Below are 16,811 nucleotides of genomic sequence, written 5' to 3' on the forward strand. Positions count from 1 at the left end.
CAGCCGCACAACACGCGCCTATCGCGTCGTACAGGACAGCCCGCCATCAACCGGAATATCCGCCCCGGTAATATATTTTGCCGCGTCGGAGGCCAGAAACACCACGGCCTCCGCCACATCCCACGCATCGCCCATATGGCCCATCGGCACCTGGGCATGACGTTTGGCGATGATGCGGCTGATTTCCACCCCGTCATACAGCCGCGCCAGCGACGCCGTCACCAGCGGCGTATCGATCAATCCCGGGATCACCGCATTGACCCGCACCCCGTGCGGCGCATATTCCACCGCCAACGACCGGGTCAGTTGCACCAGTGCCGCCTTTGCCGCCGCATAGGCCGGATAATCAATGCCGATCTGGCGCGCCCCGCCGATGGAACCGATATTGACCACCGCCCCGGATTTGCGCTTGCGCATGGCGGGCATTACCGCCTGACAGGTGTGGAAAAACCCGGTGACATTGACATCAAACGCCGCCTGCCAGCGTTCAGCGGTCAAATCTTCCAGCCCGCCACCCGTCACCACCCCGACATTGTTCAGCAAAACATCAATCTCGCCAAGCGCCTCGCGACAAGTCAGAACCGCCCGGTCAATCTGATCGCGCCGGGTGATATCGCCGCCAAGCGCAATGGCGTTCCCGCCTTCTTCAAGGATCAGCGCAACGGTTTCTTCTGCCGCCGCCTTGTGGATATCGACCACCGCCACCTTCGCCCCGGCACGGGCCAGCAAAACCGACGCCGCCTTGCCATTGCCCCAGCCGGGCGCACAGGACCCGCCGCCAAACACCAGTGCCGTCTTCCCCAACAAACGCCGATCCATTTTATCCTCCCGGGTTTTGGATAACTCTATCAGAGGTTCCACACACCGCAAAGGACCACCCGCCTGCGCAAGGCGGGTCTGGGCCACGCAACAGCAAAACGGCCGCCCCAAATGGCGCGGCCGTTTGCCGTGTAAAGCCGGAAAAAACCTACCAGCTATATTTCAACGTCGCCAGAACCGTGCGGCCATCGCCATAAAAACGGCTGCCGAATGTATTGGACGATACATATTCCCGGTCCAGCAGATTGGTCGCATTGACCGCCAGATCGACATTGTCCGTCACCTTGTAATTCACCATCGCATCCATCACCGTATGCGATCCCAGCAAATCGGCATTGGCATCATTGTTATAGCGCGACCCGACAAAGCGCAGCCCGGTGCCAAAGGTCAGGTCCCCCCGCTCCCCGCTTTCGGGGATGGTATAATCGATCCATGCCGATGCGGCATGTTCGGGGACATTTGACGGACGATTACCGATATTGGCCGTCACCACATCGTCTTTGATTTCGGCTTCAAGATAGGTATAGGCCAGCGTCACATTGGTCCGCGCATCAAGCGCCATCTTGCCCTCAAGCTCCAGCCCGCGCGAATTGATTTCACCAATCTGTTGATAGGTGGCCGTGTTTGCGTTCCACTGCGAAACATTTTCCTGCGTCAGATCAAACAGGGCAGCGGTGAACATCGCATCCATGCCGGCGGGCTGATATTTGACACCAACCTCGTATTGCGTCCCTTCCTGTGGCTTGGTACCGCCCGGTCTGGACGCGGTGCTACCATAAACCGGCTGGAACGATTCCGAATAATTCCCGTAAACCGAAACTTCGTCACTCGCCTTGTAAGTCAGGCCAAGGCGCGAGGTAAATTGATGATCATCGCGTTCCTCGGTTGCCCCGCTGCTCAGCGTGTCGGTATCGCTTTGAACATAATCAAACCGCCCGCCAATGGTCGCAATCCAGTCTTCGGCAATCGTCAATTGTTCCTGCGCATAAAGCCCATAGGCCGCCTGGGTGATTTCCGTATCCGAGGTAAAATTAAGGTTCACACAGGACAGACCGCAATAGGACGGGTTGTAAGGATCAATCGGCGATGCCGACCCGTCATATCGTTTCTCTCGGTTCACATCCCGATTGAAGTCGATCCCCACCAGCGTCTTGCTGTCGAGGTTTTTGTTAATCGCCGTGTCATATTGCATCTGGTTGTCGATGGCAAAACGGTCCAGCTCGCCATAAATCGCAAAGGCCCAACGATTGCCCAGCGGTGTGGTATCGTTCAGATAAACTGTCTCGTAATCCAGATCGACATGGGTATAGCGCGCATTCTGCCGGAATTGCAGCTTGTCGGTAATCTGGTGGGAAAATTCATATCCCAGATTGGTTTCTTCGGTATCGAATGTGTTGAAATCCGGTTCGCCGAAAAAGGCATCACGGCTGGTTTCAATCCCGGTCGGAAAACCATAACCCAGATTGCTTTCACGCTTGCTATAGCTGGTCAGGATCGTCAGTTCCGTTCCCGCCTTCGGCTTGTAGGTAAAGGCCGGTGCCACATAAAGGCGGTCATCCTGCGAATAATCCTGACTGCGTTCCGCATCCTGCCACATCCCGGTCAGGCGATAGGTCCAGTTGCTGTCTTGCGCAACCGGGCCGGTCACATCCCCGCCGCCCCGTACATGGTTTTCCCCAATGGTCGTGAAAACCTCGCCACCTTCCTCGTCCTGCGGGCGCTTGGTCACCAGATTGACCAGACCGCCCGGGCCATTCATGCCAAACAGGCTCGATGTCGATCCTTTCAAAACATCAACCTGCTGAAGCCCATAGGGTTCCTGCCGCGCGGTCGTGAAATTATAGTTGCGCGACGACAACCCGTCGCGATAGGTCGAAAGCGACGAATAAAATCCCCGGATACGCACATAATCATAGCGCACATCCGATCCATATTCGCCCGCCTGCACGCCTGCGGTATAGGCCACCGCCTGCTGCACATCCTGCACATTGCGGGTTTCCATTTCCTTTTGCGTAATCACCGAAACGGCGGCTGGATCATCCAGAATCGGCGTATCGGTTTTCGAGGCCGTCTTGCTGCGCCCGGCGACAAAGCTTTCGGTTGTCGGGCCATAGGGGCCAAAGGCCGTATCGCTTCCGGCATGGCCTTCAACCCGCACCGGGTCAAGGGTGCCATCCGCATCGCCTGCCCCTTGCGCCACCTGATCAACCACAATCGTCGCATCATCGGCCACGGTATAAAACAGCCCGGTCCCGGCAAACATCCGGTCCAGCGCCTGCGCCGGTGTCATGTTGCCGCGAATTTCCGGTGCCGTCACATCGCGCACCAGCGCCCCGTCCACGGTAATCTGCAATCCCGATTGCTGCCCGAACAGGGCAAGGGCACGGGTCATTGGCTGGGCCGCAATATCGAAATCATGCTGACCATCCAGCACGCCGGACGCACCACCGGTCACCCCTTGCTGCTGTGCCAATGCCGGTGTGGCGATCACGACCGGGACAAGCGCCGTCGTCATCATCAGCGCCCCGGTCAAAACCAGCCTCAGGCGGCACCCCCGCATCCCCGCTTTTTCCCCTGTAGACATTCTGTCATCTCCGTTTCAGGTCATCTGCTCAATGCGAATGAGAATAAAAACGCTTCTCATTCGCGCATAAGACACAAAACGCCTGTCGGGATTGTTTTTTCAAAAAAAGTTCCGGATTTTTTTAAATTATTGAGATTGAACAGGTTTTCAGGATGCCGACACCAGAATAACCCACGGCGTCACCTGCCGGATAACGGCATTCTGCGCCCGCGCAATCCCGCGCAAGGCGGCCAGCGGATCGGCAAGATGATAAACCCCCGTCACCGGTCGCCGGGCAAGGGCCGCATCGGTAATAAGGATAGTACCGGGATAATACCGGCGCAGACCGTCAATCACGGTTGACAGGGGCTGATCCTGCGCAATCAGTTGCTGATGCCGCCATGTCGCAATCTGCCCGTCAGGCACATCATCACGCACCACATCGCCCGCCCATGACACGCGAGCGCGTTGCCCCGCCGTCAGCATATCGGCAAGGGGCGCCTCCCCGTCCTCCATATCCACCCGCACCAGACCATGTTCCACGGCCACATCCGTGCCGTTTTCCCCGCGCCGGACATCAAACCCCGTGCCCAGAACCGTAACATCAATACTGTCTGACGATACCCGGAACGGGTGCCTTTCATCGGGTGTCACCTCGAAAAACGCTTCGCCGCGCAACAGATCGATCTGGCGTTCGCCCCCTTCAAACCGCACCCGGATGGCACTTTGCGGGGCCAGCATGACAACGCTCTGATCGGCCAGAACGATGGCCCGCGTTTCCGCCGTTTGCGTGCTGTAATCGGCCTGAAAATCAATGACAATTCCCGGCCCGGCCATCACCGCCACCAGCAGGGATGCCGCAATCGCCAATCCGCCCAGCACCCGCCGCCATCCCCGCCGGTTGTCATTGCTGGCGACCGGATGGGCCACCGCATCGCGGCTTGCACTCAGAAACGGTTGCCAGCGCCCGGCATGCCTTGGCACCCCCTGCGCCATCAGACCGGCGGCATGACGGGTTTCCTCCCATGCGACAAGATGGGCGGGGCTGGCATTGCACCAGTCCTGAAACTGCTGCGCCACCTCCATATCGTCGGGGTCTTCCTGCAACAGGATCAACCAGCCGGTCGCCTCTTTTGATGCCTTGTCCCGGATCGGGTCGGTATGTCTTTTCATGCGTGTCATGATCCCTGACCGGTTCCGGCAATTGCCCGTATCGCTGCCCCGATGATCCCCAATATCCCGCCATGCGGGTTTGCGTTTAAAACGCCCCTTCTTACTAAACGCATCGACCGGGCTTTTTTCTATAAATTTTCGCAAAAACCGTCATGACCGGCCCAGACGCTGCTTGCAATGATCAATCCCTTCCGCCACCAACTTGTGCGCCAGCGGCACCGAAATTCCCAGAAACGCGGCAATTTCGCGCAATTTCGCCCCGCCAAACCGGTGCATTTCACAGGCAATCTGCGTGCGTTCGGGCAATTCGGCCAGGGCCGCCATCGCGGTTTCATATTCATCCCGATAAAGGGCGACGGTTTCCGGGTCGGCGGCGGGATCGGGCGATATACGGGCAATTTCGTCAAAATCGGCCGAACTGGTCATGCGGCTTTCACGGGCCATAGTGCGTCGGCTGTCAAAGGCCAGATTGCGCACGATGCGGTATAAATACCCGGTGGCATCCTCGATCAACCGCCCGTCCGACGCCGCATCAAACCGCAACCACGCTTCCTGCACCAGATCCTCGGCCTGCCCCCAATTGCCGGTAATCCGGCAGGCATAATTCACCAGCGCCGCACGATGGGACACAAACAGGGCAAGGGGGGTCGGGCTTCCCGGCAAAGGTACATCTTCCTTTTGATCGGGCGTAAACGGGCACTCTTACGCCGCGATGATGTACCTATCGAAGTTAAGACTAATTATCAATAGCTTTTGGATCTCACCCCGACACTTTCCGAACCCGGCAAAATCCGCTACCACATAGGGAATGATCGACCCGCACCGAAACAACATCTTGCAAAGAGACCGCCATGCGCCCCGCATCTGCCTTTCTGTTTCCGTTTTTGCTGACGGCTCTGCTTGTGCTTTCCCCCGGCCTTGCGACCGCAGGCGGCCCCCCCGATACATCCGACAGCCCGGTGCCCCCGCTGCCCGATTCCCCGGAAAATGCCCCCGACCTGCAAGGCAGCATCGATCAGGGCCGGACCATCGCCCAAACCACCTGCCTGAATTGCCATACCGAATTTGCAGGGGACCCGGCCCCCAATCCCGCCATCCAGAACGCCCCGCCTTTGGCCAGTTTCGGTCAGAAATGGCCGCTTGAAAACCTTCAGGAAGCCCTGGCCGAAGGCATCACCGTCGGCCATGACGCCACCATGATGCCCGAATTCTCCCTGGCCCCGGAAACCATCGCCGATCTGCTGGCCTATCTCGGCGATCTTTCCCAAAAGGCCGATGCCAAACCGGCGAACTGATCCGGTCGGGTGGCGGCCCCGCCCCCTGCCGACGGATGGTCCTTTTATCTCAAAAAATCTGCCAAACATCCACTTTGCGCAACCCGATATCCACATTGCGCAGAATAAAGTCCACGGCCTCAGATAGCGGGTTGTGCCCTTCTCAAAAGTCGCCCAAAGGAATGGGAAATCATCATTTCTCATGACCGAAGGCGTGCTTTCATATGGGCCTGCATCAACCATCCCGGCGGGCACGTCAATTCTCCTGCTGGCGCGGTATCTTTGCGCATGCCCGATACGGCCTTGTCCCCCTGATCCTGTTATGCACCGCACCGGCAGGATCGGCACAGGCCGCAACTTTCAATGTGACCAACACCGCCGATAGCGGTGCCGGTTCGCTACGTCAGGCGATTTTTGATGCCAATGCTGCGGGCGGCACCAACACCATCGATGTCCAGAACGGTCTGGGCACCATCACGCTGACCAGCGGCGATCTGAACGCGCTGAACAGCAACATCACGCTGAACGGGAATGGCAATACGCTCAGTGGCAATAACGCGTTTCGCGGCCTGTTCGTTTATTCCGGCACCGTGGCAATCAACGACCTGACCATTGAAAACGCCGTTGCTTCCGGCGGCGACGCAGGCCAGGCCACAGGCGGCGGCGCCGGGCTTGGCGGTGCGCTGTTCGTCAAGGATGGCGCAAGCGTCACCATCAGCAATCTTGTCGCGCAAAACAACGCCGCAACCGGCGGTGATGGCGGCGCACAAACCGCAGCGGGGATCACTGGCGGCGGCGGCGGCATGGGGGGCGATGGCGGCGTTGCTGCCGGTGGCATTTCCGGCGGCGGCGGCGGCCTTGGCAGCGGGGCAACCGGTGGATCAAATGGTGGAAATGGCGGCGACGGGATCGCCCAGGGCGAAGGTGCCGGTGGGGATGGCGTCAATTCCGGCGGCGGTGGCGGCACGGGTGGCAATAATGGCGGCGGCGGTGGCACGGGTGATAACTTCCCCGCAGGCGGCGGTGTCAACGGCACCGATGGCTCGTTAACCGACGACCCCGATGGCGGTTTTGGTGGCGGCGGCAGCAATTCTGGCACTGGCGGTTTTGGCGGCGGGGGTGGCGCATTCCGGGGCGATGGCGGTTTTGGTGGCGGGGGTGGTGGCGGCGGCCTTGGCAGCACCGCCAATGTCGGTCAGGGCGGATTTGGGGCTGGCGACGGTGTCTCGAGCGGTACCGTCGCTCAGGCTGCCGGGGGTGGTGGCCTTGGTGCCGGGGGCGCAATCTTTGTCATGGAAGGTGCAACCCTGACCATTGCCGGAACCCTGACCGTCAATAACAACACCGTCACTGGCGGAACCGGCGGAACCGGTGCGGCGGGCACGGCCCAGAGCGGCTCTGCCTTTGGCGATGGTGTTTTCCTGCAAGGCAGCGGCACCCTGACCTTCAATCCTGATACCGGCAACACGCAAACCCTTGCCAATACCATCACCGATCAGGCCGGATCGGGCGGCACCGGAAGCTGGGCACTAACCAAAAACGGCGCAGGCACCCTGACACTCAGTGCCGCCAACAGCTATACCGGTGCAACAAATCTTTCGGCCGGGACATTATCCCTGTCAGGATCGGGAACACTTGGAAATGCCGCCGGGGCACTTAACCTGACCGGCGGAACGCTTGATCTCGGCACGACGACACAGACCCGAACCGGCACCATCACACTCAATGGCGCAACCGTGTCAAATGGCACATTGTCATCATCGGGCACTTTCGCGACCCAGTCAGGCACGATCAGTGCCGTTCTGGCCGGGACCGGCGCACTGACCAAAACCGGAACCGGCACCGTCACATTAAGTGCGGCCAACACCTATACCGGCGCAACAGACCTTTCGGCGGGCACATTATCCCTGTCAGGATCGGGAACACTCGGGGATGCCGCCGGGGTGCTTAACCTGACCGGCGGAACACTTGATCTCGGCACGACGACACAGACCCGAACCGGCACCATCACACTCAATGGTGCAACCGTGTCAAACGGCACATTGTCATCATCGGGCACCTTCGATACCCGGTCGGGCACGATCAGTGCCGTTCTGGCCGGGACCGGCGCGCTGACCAAAACCGGGACCGGCACCGTCACACTCAGTGCGGCCAACACCTATTCCGGCACCACGACCGTCTCGGCAGGACGCCTTTCGGTTGACGGGTCGATTACCTCGGCACTCACGGTTGCGAACGGTGCCACCCTTGGCGGCACGGGAACCCTCGCAGCCACCACGATTTCCTCTGGCGGCATTCATGCGCCGGGCAATTCCATCGGCACACAAACCGTCAATGGTGCCTATGTCCTCAATGCCGGTTCCATCCTCGAGATCGAGGTGGATGATGCCGGCAATTCCGACAAGGTCATCGTGACCGGCACGGTCGATATCACCGGCTCGACGCTGCGGGTCAAAGGCGTATCGGGTAACAATTTCTCCGGTCAAACCACCTATAGTTACGTGATCATCGAAAATGATGGCGTTGATGCGATTACCGGCGATTTCGCAACGATTGACAATCAGCTTGCCTTTTATGACGCCGCCCGTTCAACCGTCGGCGGCACCGGTAATGATGTCTCCCTGACACTGACACGCAACGCCAGCAGCTTTACCGACATTGCCACAACCCCTAATCAAAAAGCCGTCGCAGGCCAGATCGGCAACCTTTCGGACACGGACGGCACCACCATCAGCAACGCCATTCTCGGCCTGACGAATGCCGGGGCACAGCGCGCCTATCAACAGCTCTCGGGCGATATCTATGCCGCCGCCCTGAATGACCGCATCACCCATCAGGCCACCGGCCAGATCGGGGCGCGCCTTGCCGATCTGAACCGCAACCGCAGCATTGACACCACCAGCGGGTCCCTTGTCGCCGCCAGCACCCTGTCCCCCGCAGCACTTACCGGCTTTGCCCGTTCCGGCCCGATGGCAAGTGACAGTGAAATATATGCCAGTGACGCAAACATGCTGTCGCTGGGGGCTGAAAATGTGCCACAGGCCGCCTCCGCCATCTGGCTTCAGGCCATCGGGGCAACCGGCCGGATCGACGGCGATGGCAATGCCGACACCACCGATTACCAATGGACCGGCATGGTTGGCGGCTTTGATACACAGCTTTCCGACACCACCATTCTGGGGGGCTATTTCGGTTATGCCGACGCCAAAAACCGTCAGGCTGGCCGGGATGCCACCCTCGATAGCCACAATTTCATGGCCGGGTTTTATGGTACGCACGATCTTGGCAATGACTTGCGGCTTTCCGGGCAGGCCGGATGGACCCGAACGGCAAATGACAGCCGCCGTAACCTTGATTTTGGCGGCATTGATCGCACGGCAACGGCGGATTACACCGACAACGCGCTCAATGCCAATCTTGAACTGGCCAGGGGATTTGACGTTGCCCATAACTGGCGGGTTGCGCCCTATGGCGGGCTGGGCGTGCTCTGGAACGATCATGACGCCTTTACCGAAACCGGGGCCGGATCGGCCAATCTGTCACGCGCGTCTGACAGCACCCTGACCGGCACCGCAAGCCTTGGCCTGCGGATGGCGGGCCTGTATGAAACCGGCAATGGCAAAACCCTGATCCCGCAATTCCGGCTCGGCTGGGACCATCACCTTGGGCCGACAGCCAACAGCACCACACTGGCCTTTACCGGCACATCCTCCTTCACGGTCGCAGGCAGCGAAACCGACCGCGATACGCTGGTCGGCAATCTCGGCATGGCGCTGGCTGATGATGACGGATGGAGCCTATATGCCGACTACCAGCCCTCAATATCGGAAAACAACCGCGAACACGCCTTTGGTGCCGGTTTCCGCATGAAATTCTAGGGCGCGCCACCTGCCACTGTCCCCGCCCCTTCCCGCAACCTCACAATCATGTGACTGCCATTTGATTAAATCGCACACGATTTAATATTGCGATAATTAATTTTGCGCGTTACAAGCATCTCATCGCAACACGGTGCCCCGCCATTCCGGCGGAACCGGCCACACGGAGAGATGAAATGTTGAATGTCAAAAATCTGGTCAAGGCCGCCGCCATCACCGCCGCCATGCTGACCGCCCAGACCGCCGCCTCCGCCGCCGAAACTGCGGCAAAACGCCCGACCATCGTCATGGCGCACGGGGCCTTTGCGGCGTCGGACAGTTGGGATGCCGTATCGGGCATTCTTCTGGATGCCGGATACCCGGTCATTAGCGTCGCCAACCCGCTGCGCGGTGTTGCCGCTGATGCGGCCCATGCCCGTTCCATCATCGATACGATTGACGGTGATGTTGTTCTGGTCGGCCATTCTTACGGCGGGCCGGTGATCGACACGGCGGCCAACGGGGCCACCAATGTCAAATCGCTGGTGTTTGTCGCCTCTTTTGCCCCTGAAAAGGGCGAAACCATCGCCGAACTGTCCGGGAAATTCCCCGGCGGCACATTGGGCGAGGCATTGGCCGCACCGGTTCCGCTGGGCGACGGCGTCCATGATCTTTACATCGATCAGGCCAAATTCCATGCCCAGTTCGCCGCCGACCTGCCGGTTGAACGCGCCCGCCTGATGGCCGTCGCACAGCGCCCGGTGACAGACGCCGCCCTCAACGAACCTCTGGGCGATCCGTCATGGAAGGTGTTGCCGTCCTACCATATCTTTGGCACGGCGGATAAAAACATCCCGGTTGCCGCCATGCAATTCATGGCCGACCGTGCCGGATCACGCAAAACCGTCACGGTCGAGGGGGCATCACATGTCGTGATGATCTCGCACCCGCAAGCCGTCGCCGATCTGATCATCGAGGCCGCCAACGCGAACTGATCCCGGACCGGCCCCACATCCTGCCCGTCAGACGCCCCGCATTCCCCGATGCGGGGCGTCTTTTGTCGCACCCCCTATAAATGACATTTTCGCTTCCTATATAACCTTAAGTTTAATTTTTACATGCAAAGGCATCGGCATGATCCTTCGCACCCGCGCAGTCTCTTTTGGTCTTGTGCTGTTTTTCACGGCAATGACCGCGCGCGCCTCCGAACCATCAAGGATCGAACCGCCGATGACCGAAACACTGGTTGTCGTCACCAATGATTATCCGCCCTATGCCATCGCCGGGGCCGATAACAGCTTCCTGCCCGATCTGTTTGACGCAATCGGCGACCGGATGGGCGTGCAGTTTGATATCCGCTTCATGCCATGGCGGCGCGGTGAACAGGAAGTCGCCACCGGTCAGGCATGGGGCACCTTCCCCTACACCCCCAACGAGGACCGCCTCAAAATCCATGATTTTTCCGAAACGATCTATTTCTCCGACGCCCATTTTTTCACCTATGACCCAGATGGCACACGCCCGCCGATTCTGTATGAAAAACTGGAAGACCTCAAAGGCCTGCGCATGGGCGGCATTTACGGATATTATTACGAACACTGGTTTGAACAGGCCGGGCTGGATACCGATTTCGCCCATTCCGAGGAACAAAATCTGCGGCGTCTGTATCTGGGCCGCATCGATCTGGTTCCGCTGTCCACAACGCTTGGCTGGTATCTGATCGGGCAGATTTTCCCGCCCGACATCGCCGCCCGTTTCAAAACCGTTGAAAAACCCCTGATCGATGGCGGCGGCCTGCATCTGATGACCTCCCGCGATTATCCGCAAAATGACAGGCTGCTCGTCCGCTTCAACCGCGCCCTTGATGCCGTCAAAAAAGACGGCACCTATGCCCGCCTTGTCGAAAAGCACGGTCTTTTGCTGCGTTACTGATCCGCCCGGCCAGACCATCGCCACGCCCTCCCCCCATAAAAACATCACCGCTCGTTTCATTTTTCTTGACTTGAACCGATTCAATCCTGAAATTGGTCTGACGTCTGACGACATACCAAATGTCGATCCGGGCGAACCAACAGGATCACGTTAAAGCAGGTGCGATGTGCCACAACCGATGGGGCTTGCCATTCGACCAATTGATTCTTCCGGGCGTCGCGATGCGATTCTGGAAGCCCTGACCCTTTATATCGTTCAATCAAACCTTCAGCCCGGCGACCAGTTGCCGCCCGAACGCGAATTGATGGCCGGGTTGAAAGTCGGCCGTTCCAGCATCCGCGAAGTCATCGGTCATCTACAGGCACTGGGCATTGTCGAAATCCGGCGCGGGTCGGGCACCTATCTGAAACGCGCGCTCAGCGAAAAAACCGTGTTCATGCCGCTGTCAATCGCCACCCAGCGCGACGGCCTGCTGCAAACGCTTGAAGTCCGGCGCGGATTGGAGATCGAGGCCAGCATGCTGGCCGCCAAACGTGCCAGTGCCGATGACATCGCAAAAATGCGTACCGCCCTTGAGGTAATGGAAGCCGAACATCTGGAAAAAGGCACCGCCGGTCAGGCCGATCTGTTGTTCCATCTGTCGATTTACCGGGCGTCGGGCAATCCGTTGTTTGAACAATTGCTGGGCCAGATGCGCGCCGCATTTGAATCCTTTTTCGCCCAGCCCTTCAACCGGCCCGATTTTGCCCGTGATTCCTTTGAATTTCACCGCATGTTGTTTGACGCAATCGCGCGCCACGACCCCAAAGCCGCCCGCGCCCATACCATCGCCATCCTGGAAATCGTCGAAAACGACATTGTGAGAATGTCCAATGAACAACAATCATAAAGACGTCTTTGGTGCGGCCGCCACCATTGTCGCCTATGACGAACCCCACATTGCCGGTGCCGTGGTGCCACCGATTTTTCAAAATTCGCTGTTTACCTTTTCCTCGTTCGAGGAAATGGCCGAAACCTATGCCGGGCAGAAAACCCGCCCGGTCTATAGCCGCGGCCTGAACCCCACCGTGCGCGCCTTCGAGGAAAAAGTCGCCGCCCTCGAAGGCTGCGACGATGCCCTGGGTTTTGCATCGGGTATGGCCGCCATTTCATCGGCGGTCCTTTCCGTGGTGCGGCCGGGCGACCGCATTGTCGCCGTCGAACATCTTTATCCCGATGCCTTCCGGTTTTTTGAAATGGTGCTGCGTGATCTTGATATCACGGTCGATTATGTCGATGGCCGCGATCATGCGGCGGTGGAACGCGCCATGCCCGGTGCGCGGGTGCTGTATCTCGAAAGCCCGACAAGCTGGATGTTTCACACCCATGACCTGTCTGCCCTTGCTGCCATTGCCCGCCGTCACGGGGCCGTATCGATGATCGACAACAGTTGGGCCTCGCCGGTGTTTCAAAACCCGGCCCGGCTGGGCTGCGATGTGGTCATTCATTCGGCATCGAAATATCTGGGCGGGCATAGCGATGTCGTCGCCGGGATTGTCGCCGGATCGTCTGATTTCATCGCCCGGCTGCGCACGCATATCCTGCCCTATCTGGGCGGCAAACTTTCGGCGTTCGAGGCATGGTTGCTGTTGCGCGGCCTGCGCACCCTGCCTGCCCGCATGCGCGAACATCAACGATCCGCATTGATGATTGCGCAAAAACTGGCCGATCACCCCGAAACTGTTGCCCTTCATCATCCCGGCCTTGCCGGGCCGTTGCCCGACGGGCTGAACGGGACATCGGGGCTTTTTTCCTTTGAATTTTCACCCCGCATCAACATCCCGGTTTTTTGCAATGCGCTGCGCATTTTCAAGATCGGTGTCAGTTGGGGCGGACATGAAAGCCTTGTTGTTCCCGCACAGGTAACGCGGGTTCAGACCGGCGGCCCCAATTCGGCGCTGCGCTTTGGCGTGCCCGAACAGCTGGTCCGCCTGCATATCGGCCTCGAAAACCCGGACGACCAATGGTCGGACCTCAAACAGGCGATCGAGGCCAGCCTGAGATAAGTGCCCAAAAAAGTGCCTGGGATTAACCCCTCCAATGATCAAACGTCCACAACAGGGGACTTCACATGAACTGGAAAACAATTCTTCTGGCCGGCGTCACATCCTTTGTTCTGACCGGTCAGGCCCATGCCGACACCACGCTTAAACTGGTGGAAGTCATCACCAGCCCGGAACGCACCGAAACCCTCAAGGGTCTGGTCGCCGAATATGAACAGGCAAACCCCGGCGTCACTGTCGAAATCATCTCGCTGCCCTGGGGGCAGGCCTTTGAAAAATTCGCCACCATGGTCTCGGCCGGGCAATTGCCCGATATTGTTGAAATGCCCGATACCTGGCTGACGCTCTATGCCAATAACAACATGCTCGAAAGCCTCGAACCCTATCTCGATAACTGGGATGCGACCAATGGCTTGAACAGCCGCACCCTTGAATTCGCCCGCGCCGCCGGGGACGAAGCCTATATGCTGCCTTACGGGTTTTATCTGCGTGCCCTGTTTTACAACAAAAAAATGTTCGCCGAGGCAGGCGTGGAAGAACCGCCCCAAACCCTTGAGGAATTCCGCGCCATTGCCGAAAAAATATCGGCAACACCGGGCAAATATGGCTATTGCATGCGCGGCGGGCCGGGTGGCCTGAATGGCTGGGTGATGTTTGGTGCCACCGCCGCCGGGTCGAACGATTTTTTCACGCCGGACGGCAACAGCACCTTTGATTCCCCCGGCTGGCAGGATGGCATTGCCTATCTGACCCAACTTTACAAGGACGGTCTTGCCCCAAAGGACAGCCTGAACTGGGGCTTTAACGAAATCGTCAGCGGATTTTATTCCGGCACCTGTGCCATGCTCGATCAGGATCCCGACGCCCTGATCGCCATTGCCAGCCGCATGAACCCGGATGATTTCGGCGTCACCACCATGCCCAAGGGTCCGTCGGGCAAGGCCTTTCCGACAATCGGCTATGCCGGATGGTCGATGTTTTCAGCCAGCGAAAACAAGGATGCGGCATGGGGCCTGATTTCCCACCTGTCGGGCCGGGAATCCAATCTGGAATGGAACAAACGCATCGGTGCCCTGCCAATTTACGAAGGGGCGGAATCCGATCCGTTTTATGCCACCCCGCAATTTGAAGGCTGGTTTGCCGAATTGTCCGACCCCGATGTCTTTCCGACCGTTATGCCGACCCATCTGGAAGAATTCGCCTTTTTCAAGGATTCCCTTGTGGTACGCACCAGTCAGGAAGCCATGCTGGACCGGATCAGTGCCGAAGAACTGGCCAGACAATGGGCCGAATATCTGACCCCGGCCCAGAAAAAATGGTTGGCAGCCCAGTGACCCTGTTGGCTGACGCCGGAAAACGTCCCGTCGCAAGGCGGGGCGTTCTCTCCCGCAAATGGTCCGGCATTCTTGAACCGTATTTATATGTGTCGCCCGCAATCATTCTGATTGTGGCGGTGATGCTGATGCCGCTGGTGCTGGGCCTGTCCTATGCCTTTCGCGATATCCGTATTCTCAACCCGTTTAGCGGCGGCTTCATCGGTCTGGCCCATTTCCAAACCCTGATGCAAGACAGCGCCTTTTTTCAGGCCCTGCTCAATACCGCATGGTGGACCTTTGGGTCATTGCTGTTTCAGTTTTCGCTGGGGCTGATCCTCGCCCTGTTGCTGAACCGGCATTTTGTCGGGCGGCGGCTGGTGCAGGCGCTGGTCTTTTTGCCGTGGGCGGTGCCGACCTTCCTGTCGGGGCTGAACTGGGCGTGGTTGTTCAATCCGGTGGTGGGGCCGTTGCCGCACTGGTTTACCGCCCTTGGCATCATGGACAGCCCCTTTAACATCCTGTCCGACCCGGACCTTGCGATGTGGGGGCCGATTGTCGCCAATATCTGGTTTGGCATTCCGTTTTTTGCGATCACCTTGTTGGCCGCCCTGCAATCCATCCCGTCCGATCTGTACGAGGCCGCCGCGATTGACGGGGCAACCACCCGTCAGCAGTTTTTCAGCATCACCCTGCCGTTTCTCGCCCCGACCATCGCCATCACCCTGATGTTGCGCACCATCTGGATTGCCAATTTCGCCGATCTGATTGTGGTGATGACCAATGGCGGCCCGGCGGATTCCACCCAGATCGTCGCCAGTTACATCTTCACCCAGGCCTTTCGCCGTCTCGATTTCGGCTATGCCTCGGCGATTGCGGCGGTGTTGCTGGTCCTGTTGCTGGCCTATGCCTTGTCGGTCATCGCGTTGCGCCGTGCGATGTCGCATTCCTCCTGAAACCCGCAAAGGAATTCGGTCATGGTTCTGTCCGGACGATCCCGCCTTGGAACAACCGTTTATTGGGCCACGCATTATCTGATGATTGCGGCCTTTGTCGCCTTTGCCCTGTTTCCGCTGTTCTGGTTGCTCAAGGTTTCGGTGACGCCCAATGACATCCTCTATACCGAAGGGGTGCGGATGTGGCCGTCGCGGATCACATGGGACAATTACGCATTTGTCCTGACCAAAAGCAGCTTTCCGCATTTCTTTCTCAATTCGGTGATTGTATCGGGCAGCACGGCCTTTATCACCACCATCATCGCCGCCATGACCGGCTATGCCTTTTCGCGCTTTGCCTTTCGCGGCAAGGTGGTGATCATCGCCCTGATGCTGATCACCCAGATGTTTCCGCTGGTGATGCTGATTGCGCCGATTTTTCGCATTCTGGCCCCGCTTGGCCTGACCGACAGTCTGACCGGCCTGATCATCGTCTATACGGCGTTCAATGTGCCGTTTGCGACCTTTCTGATGCAGTCGTTTTTTGACGGCATCCCGCGCGATCTGGAAGAAGCCGCCATGATTGACGGCAATACCCGCTTTGAAGCCTTCCGCAAGATCATCCTGCCGCTGACCCTGCCCGGTGTGGCCGCAACGCTCGGCTTTGTCTTTACCGCCGCATGGAGCGAACTTCTCTTCGCCCTGATGCTGGTCAGCAGTGAAAGTGCTTCGACCTTCCCGGTCGGGCTTCTGTCATTCGTATCAAAATTCAGTGTCGATTTCGGCCAGATGATGGCCGCCGGTGTGCTGGCACTTGTTCCCGCCTGCCTGTTCTTCCTGCTGATCCAGCGTTATCTGGTGCAGGGCCTGACAGCTGGCGCGGTCAAAGGATAAGGGAACCCA

13 protein-coding genes are annotated in these 16,811 nt (G+C 58.7%); 9 read left to right on the forward strand and 4 right to left on the reverse strand.

Going from position 1 to position 16,811, the window contains the following annotated elements; genetic code table 11:
• Nucleotides 1-18: 18 nt before the first annotated feature.
• The 4 genes from Q8O73_RS05470 to Q8O73_RS05485 all read right to left on the reverse strand — a co-directional run bounded on the left by Q8O73_RS05470 (nucleotide 19) and on the right by Q8O73_RS05485 (nucleotide 5,218).
• The gene (locus Q8O73_RS05470) at nucleotides 19-819 is read right to left on the reverse strand and encodes an SDR family NAD(P)-dependent oxidoreductase (RefSeq protein WP_305556132.1); all 801 of its coding nucleotides are present in this window, start codon (nucleotides 817-819) and stop codon (nucleotides 19-21) included.
• Between the two features lie 148 nt (nucleotides 820-967).
• Nucleotides 968-3,403 carry a TonB-dependent siderophore receptor gene (locus Q8O73_RS05475; RefSeq protein WP_305556135.1) on the reverse strand — a complete coding sequence of 812 codons (2,436 nt, stop codon included), beginning with the start codon at nucleotides 3,401-3,403 and terminating at the stop codon, nucleotides 968-970.
• Between the two features lie 147 nt (nucleotides 3,404-3,550).
• A complete protein-coding gene (locus Q8O73_RS05480) occupies nucleotides 3,551-4,555 on the reverse strand; it encodes a FecR family protein (RefSeq protein WP_305556138.1) in 1,005 nt (334 codons plus the stop codon).
• Between the two features lie 150 nt (nucleotides 4,556-4,705).
• Nucleotides 4,706-5,218 (reverse strand): sigma-70 family RNA polymerase sigma factor, encoded by a 513-nt coding sequence (locus Q8O73_RS05485; RefSeq protein WP_305556141.1) that lies wholly within the window; start codon nucleotides 5,216-5,218, stop codon nucleotides 4,706-4,708.
• A gap of 188 nt (nucleotides 5,219-5,406) precedes the next feature.
• Here Q8O73_RS05485 and Q8O73_RS05490 point away from each other — a divergent pair, with 188 nt between their 5' ends.
• The 9 genes from Q8O73_RS05490 to Q8O73_RS05530 all read left to right on the forward strand — a co-directional run bounded on the left by Q8O73_RS05490 (nucleotide 5,407) and on the right by Q8O73_RS05530 (nucleotide 16,802).
• A complete protein-coding gene (locus Q8O73_RS05490) occupies nucleotides 5,407-5,850 on the forward strand; it encodes a c-type cytochrome (RefSeq protein ID WP_305556144.1) in 444 nt (147 codons plus the stop codon).
• 203 nt (nucleotides 5,851-6,053) lie between these two features.
• Nucleotides 6,054-9,707: an autotransporter domain-containing protein gene (locus Q8O73_RS05495; RefSeq protein WP_305556147.1), complete on the forward strand. Its 3,654-nt coding sequence runs from the start codon at nucleotides 6,054-6,056 to the stop codon at nucleotides 9,705-9,707.
• Between the two features lie 176 nt (nucleotides 9,708-9,883).
• Nucleotides 9,884-10,681: an alpha/beta fold hydrolase gene (locus tag Q8O73_RS05500; protein WP_305556150.1), complete on the forward strand. Its 798-nt coding sequence runs from the start codon at nucleotides 9,884-9,886 to the stop codon at nucleotides 10,679-10,681.
• Between the two features lie 235 nt (nucleotides 10,682-10,916).
• Nucleotides 10,917-11,618 carry an ABC transporter substrate-binding protein gene (locus tag Q8O73_RS05505; RefSeq protein WP_305556153.1) on the forward strand — a complete coding sequence of 234 codons (702 nt, stop codon included), beginning with the start codon at nucleotides 10,917-10,919 and terminating at the stop codon, nucleotides 11,616-11,618.
• A 166-nt stretch (nucleotides 11,619-11,784) separates the two neighbouring features.
• Nucleotides 11,785-12,507, forward strand: a complete 723-nt coding sequence (locus Q8O73_RS05510) for a FadR/GntR family transcriptional regulator (RefSeq protein ID WP_305556156.1) — start codon at nucleotides 11,785-11,787, stop codon at nucleotides 12,505-12,507.
• Nucleotides 12,491-13,663, forward strand: coding sequence for a PLP-dependent transferase (locus tag Q8O73_RS05515; RefSeq protein WP_305556158.1), 1,173 nt, complete (start codon nucleotides 12,491-12,493; stop codon nucleotides 13,661-13,663). The genes Q8O73_RS05510 and Q8O73_RS05515 overlap by 17 nt, the downstream gene beginning before the upstream one ends.
• Nucleotides 13,664-13,728: 65 nt before the next feature.
• On the forward strand, nucleotides 13,729-14,994 hold the full coding sequence (locus tag Q8O73_RS05520) for a sugar ABC transporter substrate-binding protein (RefSeq protein WP_305556161.1): 1,266 nt from the start codon (nucleotides 13,729-13,731) through the stop codon (nucleotides 14,992-14,994).
• Nucleotides 14,991-15,929, forward strand: coding sequence for a carbohydrate ABC transporter permease (locus Q8O73_RS05525; protein WP_305556164.1), 939 nt, complete (start codon nucleotides 14,991-14,993; stop codon nucleotides 15,927-15,929). Before Q8O73_RS05520 ends, Q8O73_RS05525 begins: the two co-directional genes overlap by 4 nt.
• 21 nt (nucleotides 15,930-15,950) lie before the next feature.
• The gene (locus tag Q8O73_RS05530; RefSeq protein WP_305556168.1) at nucleotides 15,951-16,802 is read left to right on the forward strand and encodes a carbohydrate ABC transporter permease; all 852 of its coding nucleotides are present in this window, start codon (nucleotides 15,951-15,953) and stop codon (nucleotides 16,800-16,802) included.
• The last annotated feature ends 9 nt before the right edge of the window (nucleotides 16,803-16,811 follow it).

The sequence above is a fragment of the Thalassospira sp. genome, from assembly GCF_030690045.1.
Lineage (GTDB): Bacteria > Pseudomonadota > Alphaproteobacteria > Rhodospirillales > Thalassospiraceae > Thalassospira.